Annotated in this window: 19 protein-coding genes and 1 tRNA gene; 11 read left to right on the forward strand and 9 right to left on the reverse strand. The window is 73.1% G+C overall.

Annotation, left to right across the window (positions count from 1 at the left end):
* Positions 1–87: 87 nt before the first annotated feature.
* On the forward strand, positions 88–1065 hold the full coding sequence (locus tag ACFYNX_RS23235) for an aldo/keto reductase (RefSeq protein ID WP_365540018.1): 978 nt from the start codon (positions 88–90) through the stop codon (positions 1063–1065).
* Positions 1062–3275 carry a helix-hairpin-helix domain-containing protein gene (locus ACFYNX_RS23240; RefSeq protein ID WP_388663735.1) on the forward strand — a complete coding sequence of 738 codons (2214 nt, stop codon included), beginning with the start codon at positions 1062–1064 and terminating at the stop codon, positions 3273–3275. The genes ACFYNX_RS23235 and ACFYNX_RS23240 overlap by 4 nt, the downstream gene beginning before the upstream one ends.
* Positions 3276–3358: 83 nt before the next feature.
* Here ACFYNX_RS23240 and ACFYNX_RS23245 read toward each other — a convergent pair whose 3' ends face one another.
* Positions 3359–4057 (reverse strand): hypothetical protein, encoded by a 699-nt coding sequence (locus ACFYNX_RS23245; protein WP_388663737.1) that lies wholly within the window; start codon positions 4055–4057, stop codon positions 3359–3361.
* Positions 4058–4104: 47 nt separating this feature from the next.
* On the opposite strand from ACFYNX_RS23245, the gene ACFYNX_RS23250 reads away from it, so the two are divergent.
* Positions 4105–4293 (forward strand): DUF5703 family protein, encoded by a 189-nt coding sequence (locus ACFYNX_RS23250; protein WP_015032473.1) that lies wholly within the window; start codon positions 4105–4107, stop codon positions 4291–4293.
* An 85-nt stretch (positions 4294–4378) separates the two neighbouring features.
* On the opposite strand, the gene ACFYNX_RS23255 is transcribed toward ACFYNX_RS23250, so the two are convergent.
* The 3 genes from ACFYNX_RS23255 to ACFYNX_RS23265 all read right to left on the reverse strand — a co-directional run bounded on the left by ACFYNX_RS23255 (position 4379) and on the right by ACFYNX_RS23265 (position 6963).
* Positions 4379–5080, reverse strand: a complete 702-nt coding sequence (locus tag ACFYNX_RS23255; RefSeq protein ID WP_388663739.1) for a chaplin — start codon at positions 5078–5080, stop codon at positions 4379–4381.
* A 140-nt stretch (positions 5081–5220) separates the two neighbouring features.
* Complete coding sequence (gene chpH, locus ACFYNX_RS23260; RefSeq protein ID WP_030213014.1) at positions 5221–5454, reverse strand: chaplin ChpH; 234 nt, start codon at positions 5452–5454, stop codon at positions 5221–5223.
* 183 nt (positions 5455–5637) lie between these two features.
* On the reverse strand, positions 5638–6963 hold the full coding sequence (locus tag ACFYNX_RS23265; protein ID WP_125667182.1) for a M20/M25/M40 family metallo-hydrolase: 1326 nt from the start codon (positions 6961–6963) through the stop codon (positions 5638–5640).
* A gap of 208 nt (positions 6964–7171) precedes the next feature.
* Here ACFYNX_RS23265 and ACFYNX_RS23270 point away from each other — a divergent pair.
* Both ACFYNX_RS23270 and ACFYNX_RS23275 read left to right on the forward strand, forming a co-directional pair.
* A tRNA-Leu gene (locus tag ACFYNX_RS23270) sits at positions 7172–7259 on the forward strand.
* Between the two features lie 108 nt (positions 7260–7367).
* Positions 7368–8294, forward strand: coding sequence for a pseudouridine synthase (locus tag ACFYNX_RS23275; protein WP_388663742.1), 927 nt, complete (start codon positions 7368–7370; stop codon positions 8292–8294).
* Here ACFYNX_RS23275 and ACFYNX_RS23280 read toward each other — a convergent pair.
* The 4 genes from ACFYNX_RS23280 to ACFYNX_RS23295 form a co-directional block, all read right to left on the reverse strand.
* Complete coding sequence (locus ACFYNX_RS23280) at positions 8278–8907, reverse strand: MBL fold metallo-hydrolase (RefSeq protein WP_125667180.1); 630 nt, start codon at positions 8905–8907, stop codon at positions 8278–8280. The two genes, ACFYNX_RS23275 and ACFYNX_RS23280, sit on opposite strands and share 17 nt — an antisense overlap.
* The gene (locus ACFYNX_RS23285; protein WP_365540023.1) at positions 8907–9992 is read right to left on the reverse strand and encodes an S-(hydroxymethyl)mycothiol dehydrogenase; all 1086 of its coding nucleotides are present in this window, start codon (positions 9990–9992) and stop codon (positions 8907–8909) included. The genes ACFYNX_RS23280 and ACFYNX_RS23285 overlap by 1 nt, the downstream gene beginning before the upstream one ends.
* A 130-nt stretch (positions 9993–10122) precedes the next feature.
* Positions 10123–11595 (reverse strand): amino acid permease, encoded by a 1473-nt coding sequence (locus tag ACFYNX_RS23290; protein WP_388663745.1) that lies wholly within the window; start codon positions 11593–11595, stop codon positions 10123–10125.
* Between the two features lie 165 nt (positions 11596–11760).
* Positions 11761–12462 (reverse strand): FCD domain-containing protein, encoded by a 702-nt coding sequence (locus ACFYNX_RS23295; RefSeq protein WP_365540025.1) that lies wholly within the window; start codon positions 12460–12462, stop codon positions 11761–11763.
* 276 nt (positions 12463–12738) lie between these two features.
* On the opposite strand from ACFYNX_RS23295, the gene ACFYNX_RS23300 reads away from it, so the two are divergent.
* From ACFYNX_RS23300 to ACFYNX_RS23310, 3 genes are read left to right on the forward strand one after another with little or no spacing between them, the layout of a single operon-like run.
* Positions 12739–13260, forward strand: coding sequence for a gluconokinase (locus ACFYNX_RS23300; RefSeq protein WP_356546191.1), 522 nt, complete (start codon positions 12739–12741; stop codon positions 13258–13260).
* Between the two features lie 44 nt (positions 13261–13304).
* On the forward strand, positions 13305–14717 hold the full coding sequence (locus ACFYNX_RS23305; RefSeq protein WP_365540026.1) for a gluconate:H+ symporter: 1413 nt from the start codon (positions 13305–13307) through the stop codon (positions 14715–14717).
* Positions 14718–14769: 52 nt separating this feature from the next.
* Entirely contained in the window at positions 14770–15213 is a 444-nt protein-coding gene (locus ACFYNX_RS23310; protein ID WP_388663748.1) for an ASCH domain-containing protein, read from the forward strand.
* A 118-nt stretch (positions 15214–15331) separates the two neighbouring features.
* Here ACFYNX_RS23310 and ACFYNX_RS23315 read toward each other — a convergent pair whose 3' ends face one another.
* Positions 15332–16987, reverse strand: coding sequence for an FAD-binding dehydrogenase (locus tag ACFYNX_RS23315; protein WP_388663750.1), 1656 nt, complete (start codon positions 16985–16987; stop codon positions 15332–15334).
* Between the two features lie 106 nt (positions 16988–17093).
* Between ACFYNX_RS23315 and ACFYNX_RS23320 the strand changes: the two genes are divergently transcribed.
* The 3 genes from ACFYNX_RS23320 to ACFYNX_RS23330 all read left to right on the forward strand — a co-directional run bounded on the left by ACFYNX_RS23320 (position 17094) and on the right by ACFYNX_RS23330 (position 19133).
* The gene (locus ACFYNX_RS23320) at positions 17094–17744 is read left to right on the forward strand and encodes a TetR/AcrR family transcriptional regulator (protein ID WP_388663752.1); all 651 of its coding nucleotides are present in this window, start codon (positions 17094–17096) and stop codon (positions 17742–17744) included.
* The gene (locus ACFYNX_RS23325) at positions 17741–18505 is read left to right on the forward strand and encodes a glucose 1-dehydrogenase (protein ID WP_388663754.1); all 765 of its coding nucleotides are present in this window, start codon (positions 17741–17743) and stop codon (positions 18503–18505) included. The genes ACFYNX_RS23320 and ACFYNX_RS23325 overlap by 4 nt, the downstream gene beginning before the upstream one ends.
* Positions 18506–18608: 103 nt before the next feature.
* Complete coding sequence (locus ACFYNX_RS23330; RefSeq protein ID WP_388663755.1) at positions 18609–19133, forward strand: NUDIX hydrolase; 525 nt, start codon at positions 18609–18611, stop codon at positions 19131–19133.
* The last annotated feature ends 69 nt before the right edge of the window (positions 19134–19202 follow it).

Here is a 19202-nt window from a genome sequence, read left to right on the forward strand (position 1 = left end):
ACTCTAGCGCGCGGTCGGCGCCGCCGACAGGACGTGGTTGTCCACAGGCTCTCTCCGCGTGGTGCCCCGGCCAGTAATCTCGCGCCCATGGAGCAGAGGCATCTCGGACGTACGGGCCTGCGCGTGTCGCGCATCGGACTCGGCACCCTCACCTGGGGCCGGGACACCGACGAGCACGACGCCGCCGAGCAACTGAAGGCGTTCTGGGACGCCGGCGGCACGCTCGTGGACACCGCCGACGTGTACGGCGGGGGCGAGGCGGAGTACCTGCTCGGGCGCCTCGTGGAACGCCTCGTGCCCCGGCAGGACCTCGTCCTGTCGACCAAGGCGGGCAGCGTCCCCGACCCCGACCGGCGCACGGACGGCTCGCGCGGACACCTGCTCGCCGCGCTCGACGCCTCCCTCGCCCGGCTCGGCACGGACCACGTGGACCTGTGGCAACTGCACGCCTTCGACCCGCACACGCCCCTGGAGGAGTCCCTCCAGGCGCTCGACATCGCCGTGCGCAGCGGACGGGCCCGGTACGCGGGCGTGGCGAACTTCTGCGGCTGGCAGCTCGCCAAGGCGGGCACCTGGCAGCTCGGCGGGGACCGGACCCGGCTCGCGGGCGCGCAACTGGAGTACTCGCTGCTCCAGCGGGGCGTGGAGCGCGAGGTGCTGCCGGCCGCCATGGACCTCGGCATGGGCCTGCTGCCCTCCTCGCCGCTGGGGCGCGGCGTCCTGACCGGGAAGTACCGGAGCGGGACGCCGGCGGACTCGCGGGGCGCCTCGGAGCGGATGGCGCCCTTCGTGGAGCCGTACCTGGACGACGCGGCGAGCCGGATCGTGGACGCGGTGACGACGGCGGCCGACGGCCTCGCGACGACCCCGCTCCACGTGGCGCTCGCCTGGGTCCGCGACCGGCCCGGGGTGACCGCCCCGATCGTCGGCGCGCGCACGACGCGCCAGCTCACGGCCGCGTTGTCGGTGGAGACCCTTAGTCTTCCTGACGAGATCTGCCGGGCGCTGAACGACGTGTCGGCGCCCGTGCACCGCTATCCGGATCACGACTGGAGCACCTTGTGACCGAGCCTTCCGGGGAGACCGCGCCCGAGGCACCCGAGGACGTGGAGCCCACCGAGGACGTACGGGAGGGGGCCGGGGCGGCCGCCGGAGAACCCGACACCGCCGGGGGGACCGATGCCGCAGAGGGGCCCGACGCCGCCGAGGAGGCCGGAGAGGCCTCCGGGGAGCGGGCCGGGTCCGCCGAGAAGCCGGCCGAGGGGACCGGCGACGGCGGGGACCCCGGCGCGCCCGGACTGAGCGAGGCGCAGGCCGAGCTGGCCGCGCAGCGGGAACTGCGGGCGAAGATCGAGGCGCGGAAGGCCGAGAAGGGCGGCCCGGTCGCGGCCGGCACCAAGCTGAGCGGCACCGCGGCGGACCTCCTCGCGGCGGTCCGGGCCGTGGAGGGCGGCGCGGCCAAGGGCGGTTCCTTCTACGAGGCGGCCGAGCCGGCGCCCCGGCCCTCCGTCCCCGAGCCGGCCCCGGTGGCGGCCCCCCGGCCCCCCGCACCGGAGCGGGCGACCGCCCCGGCACCCGCCACCGCGGCCGCCGTCCGCGAGGTCCTGGCCCGGGGCGGCGCCCCGGAGGCACTGGCCGGACCGGTGGCCGCCGCGCTCGGCGAGGGCGCGGCCGCGGTGCTGCTCGACGACCCGTGGCAGCTCCTCGCGGTGGCGGGGGTGCGGCCGGAGCGGGCCGACGGCTTCGCGCGGGCGCTGCTCGGACCCGACTGCGGCCCCGGCGACCCGCGCCGGACGGTCGCCCTCACCGTGTGGCTCCTGGAGCGGGCCGCGCTCCAGGGGCACACCGCCCAGGAGGTCGGGACCGTGCGCGCCGGGCTCGCCGCGCACTCCGTGCCCGACCCGGGGGAGGCGGTCGACACGGCGGTCTCCGAGGGGGCGGTCCACCTCTTCCAGGAGGAGCGGGAGGCCCCGGAGGAGACGGAAGAGGAGACGGAGGGGTCCGGCGAGGACGCGGACGGGAGCGCGGAGAGCGGCGAGGAGCCGCCCGCGCTGCTCGGCCTCGACCGCTACGCGCTCGCGGAGGAGAGCCTCGCGGAGGGCCTCGCCCGTCTGGTCAGGACGGCGACGGCCGACGCCTGGGAGGGCTCCGAGCTGGAGCGCGCCGCCGGTGCGCACGGCCTCGTCCTGCACACCGGCGGCGAGGCCGCCCGCGCCGAGCCGGTGGCGCTCGCGGCGAAGGCCCGCGAGCGGGGCCTCCGCGCCCTGGTCGCGGTCCACTCCGACGGCGGGCGGCGGGCGCTCGGCGCCGCGGGGACGGAGGCCGTGACGGTCGCCGCCCTGCTGTCCGGGACGGCCGGGCCGGGCCGGGACGAGGACGGGGCCTTCGCCCTGGACCTGCTGGTGGTGCTCGACGCGCCGCAGGTGGACGTGGAGACGGCCGCGACGCTCGTGGAGTCGCTGCCGGACGGCTGCCGCCTAGTCCTGAGCGGTGACCCGGAGGTCCTCGGGGCGCCGGGCGCGGGCCGGGTCTTCGCCGACGCGCTCGCGGCCCGGGTGTGCCCCCGGATCGCCTCGCGCGTCCCCGACCCGGGGCCGCTCGGCGAGCTGGTGTCGGGCATCGGTGTCGGCGAACTGAACCAGGTCGAGGCCCCCGGCAAGGAGGTCGTGATCGTCCCGGTGCGGGACGCGGGCGAGGCCGTGCACCGCACCGTCCAACTGGTGGCCGACTCGGTGCCCCGGGCGATCGGGGTGCCGCCGGAGCGGACCCAGGTCGTCACGGTCGGCCACGGCGGCTCGGCCGGCACGCGCGCGCTGAACGCCGCCCTCAAGCAGCGGCTCAACCCCGGCCCCGGCCGGTTCGGCGGCTACGACCCCGGCGACCGGGTGGCGTACGCGCCGGTGCCGGGGCACACGGTCACCGGTACGGTCCTGTCGGCCGACGCCGAGGGCCTGCGGCTGCGGTGCGGGGACGGCGAGGTCCTCGTACCGAAGGAGCGGGTGGAGTCGGCGCTGCGGCACGGCTGGGCGCTCACCGCGCACCAGGCGGCCGGGACGCGGTGGCCCGCGGTGGTCGCGGTGCTGCCCGGGGACGCGGCGGGCGGCCTGAGCCGGGCGTGGGTGTACACGGCCTTCGGCCGGGCGGAGCGCCACCTGTCGGTCGTGCACGGCGTGGACCAGGCCCTGCCCCGGGCGGTCGCGGAGGGGGTGGCCCCGGAGCGCACGACGCGGCTGCGGCCTCTCCTGGAGGCGCTGCTCGCCGCTCCCGGGGAGTAGGGCGGCGCGGGAGGAACGACGGGAGGGCCGGGACACCTCGTACGGTGTCCCGGCCCTCCGGCGTCTCCGCGTCGGTCCTGACGTCAGGCGCGGGCCCTCCCGGCCGTGCCGCCGCCGGTGCCGTCACCGGCGTCGGCGATGTCGGCGTCATCGACGTCGGTGTCGTCCTCCTCCTCGTCGAAGACGGAGCTGACGTCGAAGCGGCAGACGATCCGCTCGGGATCGGCGTGGTCGAAGGGGGCGTTGAGCCACTCCCCCGGTTCCGGGAGTTCGTCGGCCGCGACGACCCAGAGCGTGGAGTCGCCCTCCTCCAGGCCGAAGTCCTTGTGCCGGGAGGCGATCTCGTCCGGCTCGTACTCGCCGAAGAGCACGCCGAGCGCGGCGAGGGGCGAGACGCCGGCCTTGGCGGCCGCCCCGGTGACGTCCTCGCCGCCGGTCTCGGCGACGCGGCGGGCCTGGGCGAGCAGGCGCCGGGGCTCCGCCACGGCGTAGTCGCGGCGGATCAGGAGGCTGAGGGCGTGGGGTTCGTCGGGTCCGGTGTACGGCGGCAGGGAGCCGTCCGCCCCGGGGATCTCGAAGGGGGTGACCTCGTCGTAGTGGTCGTAGAGGAGTTCGTCGTAGGTCTCGGCCGCCGAGGCCAGGGCGTTGAAGGCCTCGTAGACGGCCGGGTCGTCGTCCCCCGTGCGGCGTTCGACCGCCGCGAGGTGACGGTCCAGTGCGGCTTTGACCGCCTCGGCGGCGGCACGTACCTCGGCAGCGGTGGGCTGCGCAGCATCAGACATGGGACAGACGCTATCCGTACCGGGGCCGTGCCCGCACAATAGATGCGATGCCGGAATACGAATTTGTCGACGTGTACGTGCCGCGCGGTGTCTCCCGCAAGGAGGCGACGCGGCTGCTGACCGACCATGCCGAGTACGGACACTGGGAGTTGGACCGTCTGAGCCTGCACCGGGACGGGAGCCGCAGAGTGCGGTTGAAGCGGCGGATCATCCGCCAGGTCAGGGCGACCTGGTAGTCGGAAGGACCACGAGAAGGGGCCCCGCGGTGTGCGGGGCCCCCGTGCGTGGTGCGCGTCACACGGTCCGGGCCGTGCGGCCGTCTCAGGCGGCGCGGCGGGACCGGCGGTAGATCAGCGAACCGGCGAGCAGCAGTCCGGCTCCGGCGGGGACGATCACGCCGAGCGGCGCGGCGCCGGTCTCGGCGAGCTCCTCGACGGCCCGCGGCGGCGTCACGGTCTGCGCCCCGGGGGTGTTCGACCCGTCGTCGGTCTGGGGGGTGCCCGGGGTGCCGGGGCTCTCGGGAGTGCCCGGATTCCCGGGGTTGCCCGGGTTGCCGGGGTTCTCCGGGTTGCCCGGCCGCGTGGGCTCGGCTTCGTTGGCGCAGTCGTTGCCGGCGGCCGGGTTGAGGAGCCCGATGACCGAGACGCTGTTGCCGCACACGTTCACCGGGACGTCGACCGGCACCTGGACGTTGTTGCCGGAGCCCACGCCGGGCGAGCCGCCCGTGTGGCCGTCGGCGGAGGAGCCGCCGCCGGGCTTGCCCGGCTTCCCCGAGTCGGAGACGTTGGCGCACTTGTTGCCCATCGCCGGGTTCAGCAGCCCGACGGCGCTGACGGTGTTCCCGCAGGCGTTCACCGGCACGTGCACCGGGACCTGGACGGAGTTCCCGGACGCGACGCCCGGGGAGTTCGTGGCCGCACCGTTCGCACCGGAGTCGGCGTGCGCATAGCCGCCGCCGATCGCGGCGAAGACGCCGCCGGCGGCCGCAACGGTGATGAGGCCCTTGCGCGTGACCTGTCGCATAGCTTGTTCCCTGCCTGCTCGGCTTCGAAAGAGTGCCACCGGGCGGAGGGCCCGGGGCGGAAATGGCCACCGGCCCCGGAGTGCATGGCACGCACTCCGGGGCCGGACCGGCTCACACCCTCATGGGGCGAGGGACGACGTCAGTCGTTGACGCAGGCGTTGCCGAAGGCGGGGTTCAGCAGGCCGATCACGGAGACCGTGTTGCCGCACACGTTCACGGGAACGTGAACCGGCACCTGGACGACGTTGCCCGAGAGGACACCGGGGGAACCGATGGCCGCACCCTGGGCACCCGCGTCGGCGACCGCCATGCCGGCGCCCGCGAGAACCAGACCGCCGGTGGCAGCCGCAGCAGCGACGACCTTCTTGATCATTATTCCTCCTAGTTGGCAATGCGGTCCCAGCCGCGGACCGCACACCTGTAACGAGGGGGAGGGGTGGGGGCTACGAGCCCCCGGGGTCATTCACTCTTTTCGGTCACACGCAAACGCACGGGCGAATCCGGGGCGGGCGCCGGGCGGGGACGCCCGGCGGACCCGCCCGACGGGCGTCCCCGCTCAGCAGGCGTCGAGGAAGCGGTCCAGGACGCGGGCGCCGAACTTGAGGCCGTCGACCGGGACCCGCTCGTCCACGCCGTGGAACATGCCGGCGAAGTCCAGCTCCGGCGGCAACCGGAGCGGGGCGAAGCCGAAGCAGCGGATGCCGAGGTCGTCGAAGGACTTGGCGTCGGTGCCGCCGGAGAGCATGTACGGCACGGCGCGGGCGATCGGGTCCTCGGCGCGCAGGGCGAGCTGCATGGCGTCCACCAGGGAGCCGTCGAAGCTGGTCTCCAGGGCCTTGTCGCCGTGCACGTCCTCGCGCTTCACGCGGGGGCCGAGGATCCGGTCGAGGTCGGCCAGGAACTCCTGCTCGTACCCCGGCAGGAAGCGGCCGTCGACGTGCGCCGTGGCCTGGCCGGGGATCACGTTCACCTTGTAGCCGGCACCGAGCATGGTCGGGGCCGCCGAGTTCCGCAGGGTGGCGCCGATCATCTTGGCGATGCCGCCGAGCTTGGCGAGGGTGGCGTCCATGTCCTCGGGGTCGAGCGGGGTGCCCAGGGCGTCCGAGAGCTCGTCCAGGAAGGACCGGACGGTCTTGGTGACCCTCACCGGCCACTGGTGGCGGCCGAGGCGGCCCACGGCCTCGCAGAGCTCCGTGATGGCGTTGTCGTCGTTGGTCATCGAGCCGTGGCCCGCGGTGCCCTCGACGGTCAGCCGCATCCAGTGCATGCCCTTCTGGGCCGTCTCGACCAGGTAGAGCCGCAGGTTCTCGTTGACGGTGAAGGAGAAGCCGCCGACCTCGCCGATGGCCTCGGTGACCCCCTCGAAGAGGTCTCGGTGCTTGTCGACCAGGTACCGGGCGCCGTAGGTGCCGCCGGCCTCCTCGTCGGCGAGGAAGGCGAGGACGACGTCGCGCGGGGGCTTGCGGCCGCTGCGCAGCCGGTCCCGCACGACCGCGAGGGTCATCGCGTCCATGTCCTTCATGTCGACGGCGCCGCGGCCCCAGACGCAGTCGTCGGCGATCTCCCCGGAGAAGGGGTGGTGGGTCCAGTCCTCGGCGTTGGCCGGGACGACGTCGGTGTGGCCGTGGATCAGCAGGGCGGGCCGCGACGGGTCCTCGCCCTCGATCCGGGCGACGGTGGAGGCCCGCCCCCGGTGCGACTCGATGATCTGCGGGTCCAGACCGACCTCGGCGAGCTTCTCGGCGACGTACTCCGCCGCCGCCCGCTCCCCCGGGCCCGAGTGGTCGCCGTAGTTGCTGGTGTCGATGCGGATGAGGTCGCGACAGAGGTCGACTACCTCGTCCTCGCCGCGGACGCTCCCGGCCGTGTTCGACTCGCTCACTCTGCTTCCTCCCACTACGTGCCCCACGTGATTGCTGGTGGTCGCCCCCATCCTCCCGCGTGGCCCCCTCGGCGCCCAAGGGCGGCGGCCCGCCGACACGCGGCCGTCACATGACGGGGGCCGACCGGGGGTGGTGATCGACCACCTCGAATGTTTGCTATGGTTTTCCTCGTCGGAAGGGCCCAGCGGCCAGGAAGACAGACACCTTGTCCGGGTGGCGGAATGGCAGACGCGCTAGCTTGAGGTGCTAGTGCCCTTTATCGGGCGTGGGGGTTCAAGTCCCCCCTCGGACACCACACGGAGTCCCGGTCGAGATCTTCTCGACCGGGACTTTCGCATGAGCGCACGCATCATGAGCGCACGCGTCATGGACGCACGAGTACGGACGGCCACGAGGCGGAGTGGTGAGACGCAGGACCAGGGCCCCCGCTTCTCCGCTGCCCCAGCGGGACGGCATCGATCCCGTGCGGGTGCGGCTCCCGGAGGACCCGGACGGCGCCTGGGCGACCGTGCGGGACCACCTGGTGGAGCGGTACGGGGCGGCCGTCGGGGCCGGGCGGGTCGAGGAGATGCTGCGGGAGGGGCGGTTCGTCGGGACCGACGGGCCGGTCGGCGGGGACGAGCCGTACGCCGTGGGGCGGTGGATCTGGTTCCACCGGGACTTCCCGCCGGAGACGCCGGTGCCGTTCGCGGTCGGGGTCGTGTACCGGGACGAGCGGATCGTGGTGGCCGACAAGCCGCACTTCCTGGCGACGATGCCCCGGGGGCGGCACGTCACGGAGACCGCGACGGCACGACTGCGGCGGGACCTGGGGCTGCCCCGCCTCCAGCCCGCGCACCGGCTCGACCGGCTGACGGCGGGGCTCGTGCTGTTCGTCGTGCGGGAGGAGGACCGGGGGGCGTACCAGACGCTGTTCCGGGACCGGGCCGTGCGCAAGGAGTACGAGGCGGTGGCGCCGTACGACCCGGCGGTGGGGCTGCCGGTGACGGTGCGGAGCCGGATCGAGAAGGAGCGCGGGGTGATGGCCGCCCGGGAGGTGCCGGGCGAGCCGAACGCCGAGAGCCGGATCGGGCTTGTGGCGCACGCGGGCGGGCTCGGCCGGTACCGCCTCGAACCGGTGACCGGGCGGACGCACCAGCTACGGGTGCACATGAACGCCCTGGGGCTGCCGATCCTGAACGATCCGGTCTACCCGGTGGTCCGTGAGGACGGGCCGGAGGACTTCGGGCGTCCGCTGGGGCTGCTGGCGCGGACGCTGGAGTTCACCGACCCGTTCACGGGCCGCGCGGTGCGTTTCGAGAGCCGGCTGCGGCTCAGTGGCCCCGGCTGATCCACTCCTGGAGGTGGGGGGCCTCGGCGCCGATGGTGGTGGTGTCGCCGTGGCCGGTGCGCACCACCGTCTCCGGCGGCAGGGTGAGGAGCTTGTCCCGGATCGAGTCGACGATCGTGGGGAAGTCCGAGAAGGACCGGCCGGTGGCGCCGGGGCCGCCCTGGAAGAGGGTGTCGCCGGTGAAGACCGTGCCGAGCTCCGGCGCGTACAGGCTGACCGCCCCGGGGGCGTGGCCCGGGGTGTGCAGGACCGTGAGGTCGGTGCCGGCGATGGTGAGGACCCGGCCGTCGGCGAGGTCGCCGTCCGGGCTGTGGTCGGGGTGGGTCTGCTTCCACAGCGGCAGGTCGGCGGGGTGGAGCAGGATGCGGGCGCCGGTGGCGGCCGCGAGCGCCGGGGCCGCGTTCACGTGGTCGTCGTGGGCGTGGGTGCAGACGATGGCGCGCAGGGTGCGTCCGTCGAGCGCGGCGAGGACGGCTCCGGCGTCGTGGGCGGCGTCGATGACGATCGCCTCGGTGTCGTCGCCGACGATCCAGACGTTGTTGTCGACGTCCCAGGTGCCGCCGTCGAGGCTGAAGGTGCCGGAGGTGACGAGGTGGTCGATCCGGGCGGTCATCACAGCACCACCACCGAGCGCAGGACGTCGCCCTCGTGCATGCGGGCGAAGGCCTTCTCGACCTCGCCGAGGCCGATGGTCTCGGTGACGAAGGCGGCGAGGTCGATGCGGCCCTGCTGGTGCAGGTCGACGAGCATCGGAAAGTCCCGGGAGGGCAGGCAGTCGCCGTACCAGGAGGACTTGAGCGATCCGCCGCGGCCGAAGACGTCGAGGAGGGGCAGTTCGAGCTTCATCTCGGGGGTGGGGACGCCGACGAGGACGACGGTGCCGGCGAGGTCGCGGGCGTAGAAGGCCTGCCGGTACGTCTCCGGGTGGCCGACGGCCTCGATGACGACGTCGGCGCCGAAGCCGCCGGTGAGTTCGCGGATCGCCTCGACGGGGTCGGTGGAGCGGGAGTTGACGGTGTGGGTGGCGCCCATCGCCTTCGCCGTCTCCAGCTTCCGGTCGTCGATGTCGACGGCGATGATCTTCGCGGCTCCGGCGAGGCGGGAGCCGACGACCGCCGCGTCGCCGACGCCGCCGCAGCCGATGACGGCGACGGTGTCGCCGCGGCCGACGTTCCCGGTGTTGATCGCGGCGCCGATGCCGGCCATCACGCCGCAGCCGAGGAGGCCCGCGACCTCGGGGGCGACGGCGGGGTCGACCTTGGTGCACTGGCCGGAGGCGACGAGGGTCTTCTCGGCGAAGGCACCGATGCCGAGGGCCGGGGAGAGCTCCGTGCCGTCGAGCAGGGTCATCCTCTGCTTCGCGTTGTGGGTGTCGAAGCAGTACCAGGGGCGGCCGCGCAGACAGGCGCGACAGGTGCCGCACACGGCCCGCCAGTTGAGGATCACGAAGTCGCCGGGGGCGACGTCGGTGACGCCCTCGCCGACCGACTCGACGATCCCGGCGGCCTCGTGGCCGAGGAGGAAGGGGAACTCGTCGTTGATGCCGCCCTGCTTGTAGTGGAGGTCGGTGTGGCAGACGCCGCACGCCTGGATCTTCACGACGGCCTCGCCGGGGCCGGGATCGGGGATCACGATCGTCTCGACCCGTACCGGTTCGTTCCTGCCGGGGGCGATGACCCCCTGGACGTGCTGCGGCATCGCGAACTTCCTTCTCTGCGAACGGATCTTGCAAGGCTCCTGCGTACCACTATCTCCCGACAAAAGGCGAGACCCCCGCAGGCCGTGCCCGTGGGGGTCCCTTGACGGTACGTCAGTCCGTGGGAGTCCGTCAGTCGCGGGGGGCCGCGGCGGTCGCGCGGACCCGGCGGCGGACCAGGAACCAGCCGCCGACGAGCGCGGCCGCGATGAGCGGCAGGCAGGCGACGGTGGTGCGGCCGACGCCGCCGTCCATCCACATGAGGACGAGGACGGAGGCGAGGAAGCCGAGGGTGACGATCTGGGTGTACGGGGCCCAGGGCAGGTTGTAGCCGGGGCGGACGACCCGGCCCTCCTTCGCCCGGCGCCAGAACAGCAGCGAGCAAACCATGATCATGGCCCAGGTGCCGATGATGCCGATCGAGGCGAAGTTGAGGACCAGTTCGAAGGCCTCGCCGGGCATGACGTAGTTGAGGGCGACGCCGAGGACGCCGAAGCCGGCGGTGAGCAGGATGCCGCCGTACGGGACGCCGCCCTTGTTCATGACGCCGGTGAAGCGGGGCGCGGAGCCGGCGAGCGACATGGAGCGCAGGATGCGGCCGGTGGAGTACAGGCCCGAGTTGAGGCTGGAGAGGGCGGCGGTGAGGACGACGAGGTTCATCACGCCGGCGGCGCCGGGGATGCCCAGCTTGTCGAAGACGGTGACGAAGGGGCTCTGGTCGCCGGAGTAGGCCGTGTACGGCAGGAGGAGGGCGAGCAGGACGACGGAGCCGACGTAGAAGAGGCCCACGCGCCACATGATCGAGTTGATCGCCTTCGGCATGATCTTCTCGGGGCTCTCGGTCTCGCCGGCGGCGACGCCGCACAGCTCGACGGAGGCGTAGGCGAAGACGACGCCCTGGATGAGCAGCAGCATCGGCATCGTGCCCTCGGGGAAGATGCCGCCGTTGTCGGTGATGTTGCCGAGGCCCGGGGTGTGGCCGCCGACCTCGTGGGAGGTCACGACGAGGAAGATGCCGACCAGCATGAAGGCGACGAGGGCGGCGACCTTGACGATCGCGAACCAGAACTCCATCTCGCCGAAGTACTTCACGGAGATGAGGTTGGCGGCGAGGACGACCGCGAGGGCGATCAGGGCGAGGATCCACTGCGGGACGTCGCTGAACATCGACCAGAAGTGGGCGTAGGTGGCGGCCGCGGTGATGTCGGCGACGGCGGTGGTCGACCAGTTGAGGAAGTAGAGCCAGCCGGCCGTGTAGGCGCCCTTCTCGCCCATGAACTCGCGCGCGTAGGAGACGAAGGCGCCGGAGGAGGGGCGGTAGAGCACCAGCTCGCCGAGGGCCCGGACCACGAAGAAGGCGAAGACGCCGCAGACGGCGTAGGCGATGAAGAGGGAGGGCCCGGCCTGCGACATGCGGCCGCCGGCGCCCAGGAAGAGCCCGGTGCCGATGGCGCCGCCGATGGCGATCATGTTGATGTGCCGGGACTTGAGGTCCTTGCGGTATCCGGCGTCGCCGGCGTCGACGTGGGGGGTGGCGGCCGTGGGCCCGCCGGACGCCGCCGGTGCGGCGGACAGCGGGTCGGCCGCGGTGACGCGGTCACTCATGGAGTTGTTCGCCTTCGTGAGGGGGCTGTGCGGTACCCGGTCGTCCCTGGTGGGGGTCTCCCCGGTACGACCAGCGCACATCCTCACGGCACGGGGCGGTGACTGACTGTGGCGCATGTCACTGAACGCCCATATTTGAGCTAGTTCAGAGCTTGCGTCCGGTTCTCACGGCGCGAGGACGTCCAGCTCCTGGAGGGCGCCGACCGCGATCTGCCGGGTCAGCTCCTCGGCGCGGGCCGCGTCCCGCTCCCGTACGGCCTCGGCGACCCGGACGTGGAGGGTGACGGCGGCCGGGTCGGGGTCCTCGAACATCACGTGGTGGTGGGTGCGGCCGGTGAGGACCTCCGCGACGACGTCGCCGAGGCGGGCGAACATCTCGTTGCCGGAGGCGTCGAGGACGACCCGGTGGAAGGCGATGTCGTGGACGAGGTACTCCTCCAGGCGCCGGCCGCGCGAGGTGGCGACCATGCCGAGGGCCTGCTCGGTGAGCTCGCGGCACTGCTCGGGGGTGGCGTTCAGGGCCGCCAGGCCGGCGGCGACGGGCTCGACGGCGGAGCGCAGCACGGTGAGCGAGCGGAGCTGGCGGGGGCGGTCGGCGCCGGCCAGGCGCCAGCGGATGACCTGGGGGTCGTACACGTTCCAGCTCGCGGTGGGGAGCACGGTCACGCCGACGCGGCGGCGGGACTCGACGAGGTACATGGACTCCAGGACCCGGACGACCTCGCGGACCACGGTCCGGGAGACGTCGAAGCGCCGGGCGAGCTCGTCGGTGCGCAGCACGGTGCCGGGCGGGTACTCCCCCGCGGTGATCGCGAGGCCCAGGGTGGCCAGGACGTGGGAGTGAAGCCCCTGGGCCTGTGTCGTCATGGGGGCCAGCCTATGCGGGTACGCGGGGGTGGACACAGCGGAAGCGGGGACGGACGCGGCGGAACCGGGGGCGGACGTGGCGGGAACGGGGGCGGGTGCGGCAGGGCCGGGGGCCGGAGCGACCCCCGGAGCAGGATCCGGAGCAGGATCCGGAGCAGGATCCGGAATTAAAAGTACTACTTTTATGTCACAGTCCCTTGAATACGTCGTACCCCATGGGTTTCATGAGCACGACGGACAACGGAATCGATGTCGAAGAAGACAGCGAGGCACCCCATGAGCAGCACTCCCCAGGCCCCTCCCGTCGTCGTCGTGATGGGCGTCTCGGGGACCGGCAAGACCACCATCGGTCCGCTGGTCGCCGAGGCCCTCGGCCTCCCCTACGCCGAGGGCGACGACTTCCACCCGGCGGCGAACGTGGCCAAGATGTCGGCCGGCGTCCCGCTGGACGACGAGGACCGGGGCCCCTGGCTCGACGCCATCGGGGAGTGGGCGCACGGCCGGGCGGGGCTCGGCGGCGTGGTGAGCAGCTCCGCGCTGAAGCGGGCGTACCGGGACCGGCTGCGTGCCGCGGCGCCCGGCGTCGTCTTCCTGCATCTGACCGGCGACCGGGAGCTCATCGAGGGCCGGATGGCCGCGCGCAAGGGGCACTTCATGCCGACGGCGCTGCTCGATTCCCAGCTCGCCACCCTGGAGCCGCTCCAGGACGACGAGGCCGGCGTCGCCGTCGACGTGTCCGGCACCCCCGGGGAGATCACCGCCCGCGCCGTCGCCGCCCTGCGCGGCCGGACCGCCTGACCCCCTCCGCCCCTCTTCCTCCTGCCCGTACGAAGGACACCACCGTGACCAGTCTCAGCGTCGAGATCCTGGCAGCGGACGCCGCCGAACCGATCACCTCGGCAGGCAACGCCCAGCTCGGAATCGCCGTGCTCGCCGGCATCGCCGTCATCGTCCTGCTCATCACCAAGTTCAAGCTGCACGCGTTCCTGGCGCTGACCATCGGGTCGCTGGCGCTCGGCGCGTTCGCGGGCGCGCCGCTCGCGGACACCATCAAGTCCTTCACCACCGGCCTCGGCGCCACCGTCGCCGGCGTGGGCGTGCTGATCGCCCTCGGCGCCATCCTCGGCAAGCTGCTCGCGGACTCCGGCGGCGCCGACCAGATCGTCGACACGATCCTGGCGAAGGCGAGCGGCCGGGCCATGCCCTGGGCGATGGTGCTCATCGCCTCCGTGATCGGCCTGCCGCTCTTCTTCGAGGTCGGCATCGTGCTGCTGATCCCGGTCGTGCTGCTCGTCGCCAAGCGCGGCAACTACTCCCTGATGCGGATCGGCATCCCGGCCCTCGCCGGCCTCTCCGTGATGCACGGGCTCATCCCGCCGCACCCCGGCCCGCTCGTCGCGATCGACGCCGTCGGCGCCAACCTGGGCGTCACCCTCGCCCTGGGCCTCGTCGTCGCGATCCCGACCGTGATCATCGCCGGTCCGGTCTTCTCCCGGTACGCGGCCCGCTGGGTGGACATCAAGGCCCCCGAGAACATGCTGGGTTCTCTTGACGGGGCGACGCGCCCCTCGGAGGACCTGGAGAAGCGTCCCGGCTTCGGCGTCACCGTCGCGACCGTGCTGCTCCCGGTCGTCCTGATGCTGGTGAAGGCGCTCGTCGACATCGTCGTGGACGACCCTGAGAACGGCGTCCAGAAGGTCACCGACGTCATCGGCTCGCCGCTGATCGCGCTGCTCGCCGCCGTCATAGTCGCGCTCTTCACCCTGGGCCGGGCGGCCGGCTTCACCAAGGAGCGGCTGTCCTCGACCGTCGAGAAGTCCCTCGCCCCGATCGCGGGCGTCCTGATGATCGTCGGCGCGGGCGGCGGCTTCAAGCAGACCCTGATCGACATCGGCGTCGGGCAGATGATCCTGGACTTCTCCGAGAGCTGGTCCATCCCGGCCCTGCTGCTCGCCTGGCTGATCGCGGTCGCGATCCGGCTCGCGACGGGCTCGGCGACGGTGGCGACGATCTCGGCGGCGGGGCTCGTGGCTCCGCTGGCGGAGGGCATGTCGACGGGCGAGACGGCGCTGCTGGTCCTCGCGATCGGTGCCGGTTCGCTCTTCTTCAGCCACGTCAACGACGCCGGGTTCTGGCTGGTGAAGGAGTACTTCGGCATGAACGTCGGCCAGACGATCAAGACCTGGTCGGTGATGGAGACGATCATCTCGGTCGTGGGCATCGTGTTCGTGCTGCTGCTGTCGCTGGTGCTGTAGCGCCGCCGGAAACGAAGGGTGAGGGCCGGTCACGGCTGACAGACTGTCGGCCATGACCGGCCCTCACGCGCTCAAGCCCTTCCTGCTCGCCTTCCCCGGCCCCCTGCGGGACCGGCTCGTCGCGGCGGTCCTCTCCGGCGAGAAGACCGCCACGACGGGGCTCCTCCTGGAGTACGAGGCCGAGAAGGAGGAGCTGCCCGAGGTCGGCGAACGCTCGGCGGTCGTCGACTCGGACGGCCGCGAGGTGGCGGTCGTGGAGATCACGGAGGTCCAGGTCCTGCCCCTGCGCGACGCGGACCTCCGCCTCGCGCTCGCCGAGGGCGAGGGCCACCGGTCGGTCGAGGAGTGGCGCGCGGGCCACGAGGCGTTCTGGCACGGCGGGGAGATGCGGGAGGCGCTGGGGGACCCGGAGTTCGTGGTGGACGGGGACACGATGCTGGTGGTGGAGTGGTTCCGGGTGGTGGAGGTGCTCCGGGAGGGCCGAGGCGGGGCCTGACGCGGAGCCCGGCACGAGGCCTGGTGCGGGGTCCGGCACAAGGCCTGGTGCGGGGCCCGGCACGAGGCCTGACGCGGGGCTTCTCCGGAGACCCGGTCGCCGGGCCGGGCCCGTTCCGTCAGCCCACCGCCCTCGCCGCCGCCCGCCCCGCCGCGCGGCCCGAGAAGACGCAGCCGCCGAGGAAGGTGCCTTCGAGGGAGCGGTAGCCGTGGACGCCTCCGCCGCCGAAGCCGGCCGCCTCGCCCGCCGCGTAGACGCCTTCCAGGGGTCCGCCGCCCTCCGTCAGGACGCGGGAGTCGAGGTCGGTCTCCAGGCCGCCGAGGGACTTGCGGGTGAGGATGTTGAGGCGCACGGCGATCAGCGGGCCCGCGCCGGGGTCCAGGATACGGTGCGGGGCCGCCGTGCGGATGAGCTTGTCGCCGAGGTACGTGCGGGCGCCCCGGACCGCCGTGACCTGGAGGTCCTTGGTGAAGGGGTTGGCGATCTCGCGGTCGCGGGCGGTGATCTCGCGGCGCAGGGCGGCCTCGTCGATCAGTGGCTCGCCGGTGAGCGCGTTCATGCCCCGGACGAGGGCGGAGAGGTCCTTCTCCACGACGAAGTCGACGCCCTTGTCCATGAAGGCCTGGACGGGCCCCGGGACGTCCGCCCGCGCGCGGCCGATGACGCCGCGGACCGACTTGCCGGTCAGGTCGGGGTTCTGCTCGGAGCCCGAGAGGGCGAACTCCTTGCCGATGATCTTCTTGTCGAGGACGAACCAGGTGTGGTCGTGGCCGGTCCGCACGATGTGTTCGAGGGTGCCGAGGGTGTCGAAGCCGGGGAAGAGCGGCACGGGCAGCCGCTTGCCGGTGGCGTCGAGCCAGAGGGAGGACGGGCCGGGCAGGATGCGGATGCCGTGGCGGGCCCAGATGGGGTTCCAGTTCTCGATGCCCTCGGTGTAGTGCCACATCCGGTCGCGGTTGATGTGGCTGGCGCCGGCCTTCTCGGCGATGCCGAGCATGAGGCCGTCGACGTGCGCGGGGACGCCGGAGAGCAGCTTGGCGGGCGGGGTGCCGAGGCGGGCGGGCCACTGGGCGCGGACGAGGTCGTGGTTGCCGCCGATGCCGCCGGAGGTGACGATCACGGCCTGGGCGCGCAGCTCGAAGGAGCCGGTGACCTCGCGGCCGCTGGCGGTGCCGCGCGGGACGGCGGAGGGTGCCAGGACCTCGCCGGTGACGGTGTCGACGGCTCCGGCGGTGCGGCCGAGGCCGGTGACGCGGTGGCGGAAGCGGAACCGGACGAGGCCCCGGGCGACGCCCTCGCGGACCTTCCGCTCGAAGGGGGCGACGAGGCCGGGGCCCGTGCCCCAGGTGATGTGGAAGCGGGGGACGGAGTTGCCGTGCCCGGTGGCGTCGTAGCCGCCGCGCTCGGCCCAGCCGACGACGGGGAAGAACCGCACCCCGCGCGCGTGGAGCCAGGCGCGCTTCTCGCCGGCCGCGAAGTCGACGTACGCCTCGGCCCACTTCCTCGGCCAGTGGTCCTCGGTGCGGTCGAAGCCGGCGGTGCCGTACCAGTCCTGGAGGGCCAGGGCGTGGCTGTCCTTGACGCGCATCCGGCGCTGTTCGGGCGAGTCGACCAGGAAGAGGCCGCCGAAGGACCAGTGGGCCTGGCCGCCGAGGGACTGTTCGGGTTCCTGGTCGAGGAGGATCACGGTGCGGCCGGCGTCGACCAGCTCGGCGGTGGCGACGAGTCCGGCGAGGCCGGCCCCGATGACGATCACGTCAGCGTCGTAGGACATGGACCGCATCTTGGATACACCGGTGTATCCAGTCAACCGTTCGAGCCCTTTCTCCGCGCCGGAGGATCCTTCTCGCTTTTTTAATGCTCAGCATTAATATGGTCGTATGGCCAGGACGTCGGGACCCGAGACCCGGGAGAAACTGATCCGCGCGGCGGAGGAGCTCTTCGCCTCCCAGGGCGTCCACGGCGCGCAGTTGCGGGACGTCGTGGCCCGCGCCGGACAGGCGAACCCCTCCGCCGTGCAGTACCACTTCGGCTCGCGCGCCGGGCTGCTCGACGCCGTGATGGCCGGGCGCCAGGCCCGTACGGAGGCGGTCCTCGCGCCGCTCCTGGAGGGCGCGGACGGGGACCTGAAGGGGCTGGTCACGGCCCTGGTCGCGGCCGAGGCCGGCGAGTTGCGCACCGAGCGGGGCCGGCGCTGCCTGCGGATCTCCGCGCAGCTCAGCCACGAGAGCGGGGTCCGCGCCCGCACGCCCCACCCCACGCTCGCCGGCACCGGCTACTGGCGCCTGATCGAGCGGATCGCGGACCGCCTCGCCGCCACCGGGCTGCCCGAGCCGCTGCTCCTGGAACGCCTCGACCTGGCGCTGACCGTGGTCGGCGCGGCCCTGGCGGACCGGGCCCGGCAGTACCTGGACGGCACCGAACCCCTCACCGGCGAGGTGCTCTTCCTCGCGGACCTCGCCGAGACCACCACCGCCCTGCTCCACGCCCCCCGGCCGGAGCCGGCGGACGAACGGAAGGACCCCTCATGAACGACCTCACCGGCAGGACCGTCCTCGTCACCGGCGGCGCCCGGGGCCTGGGCGCCGAGGCCGCCCGGCAGGCCGTGGCCGCCGGAGCGAACGTCGTGCTCACCGACGTCCTGGACGAGGAGGGGAGGGCGACCGCCGGGGAGCTCGGCGAGCGGGCCCGGTTCCTCCACCACGACGTGACCTCCGAGGAGGAGTGGGCGGCGGCCGTCGCGTACGCGGTGGCGGAGTTCGGCGGACTGCACGGCCTGGTGAACAACGCCGGCATATCCACCGGCACCCTCCTGGAGACCGAGTCCGTCGAGCACTTCCGCAAGGTCCTCGACATCAACCTGACCGGCGTCTTCATCGGCATGAAGGCCGTGGTCCCCGCGATGCGGGAGGCGGGCGGCGGCTCGATCGTCAACATCTCCTCGGCCGCCGGCCTGATGGGCCTGGCGCTGACGGCCGGTTACGGCGCCTCCAAGTGGGGCGTGCGCGGTCTGACGAAGATCGGCGCGGTGGAGCTCGGCACGGCGCGGATCCGCGTCAACTCCGTCCACCCGGGCATGACGTACACCCCGATGACCGCCTCCGTCGGCATCGAGCGCGGCGAGGGCAAGTACCCGAACACCCCGATGGGCCGGGTCGGCGAGGCCGGCGAGATCGCGGGCGCGGTCGTCTTCCTGCTCTCGGACGCCGCCTCGTACGTGACGGGCGCCGAGCTGGCGGTGGACGGCGGCTGGACGACCGGTCCGACGGTCAAGTACGTCATGGGGCAGTGAGGCGGGGCCGCGCGGCTTCGCCCGGACGGCTTCGCTCGGACGGCTTTGCTTGGACGGCTTCGCCCGGACTGCTTCGCTCGGACGGCTTTGCTTGGATGGCGGCATGAGTTCCGCCGAAGAGATTCTCGACGTCGTCGACGAGCAGGACCGGGTGATCGGGCGGGCCCCGCGCGGTGAGGTGTACGCGCGGGGCCTGATCCACCGCTGCGTCTTCATCCGGGTCCGGGACGCCGACGGCAGGGTCTTCGTCCACCGCAGGACGCCGACGAAGCTGGTCTTCCCCTCGATGTACGACATGTTCGTCGGCGGTGTCGTCGGCGCGGGCGAGTCCTACGACAAGGCCGCGCTGCGCGAGGCCGAGGAGGAGCTGGGGGTACGGGGACTCCCCCGCCCCGAGCCGGTGCTGCGCTTCCTGTACGACTCCGGGGGCGTGGCCGGGAGGTGGTGGTCGGCCGTGTACGAGGTCCGCTGCGAGCTGCCGGTGGACCCGCAGGTCGAGGAGGTCGCCTGGCACGCCTTCCTGACGGAGGACGAGCTGGCCGCGCGGCTCGGCGCGTGGGAATGGGTGCCGGACGGGCTCGCCGCGTACGAGCGGCTGCGGGCGCACGCGGCGGAAGGACGGGGCTGAGGGCCCGTCGCCGCTGGGCCCGGTCACGGCCTTCCGGCGCGTCGGGCGGTCCGGTGATCAGGCCGTTAG

The sequence above is a fragment of the Streptomyces sp. NPDC007872 genome (assembly GCF_042868165.1).
In the GTDB taxonomy this organism is placed as follows: Bacteria; Actinomycetota; Actinomycetes; order Streptomycetales; family Streptomycetaceae; genus Streptomyces.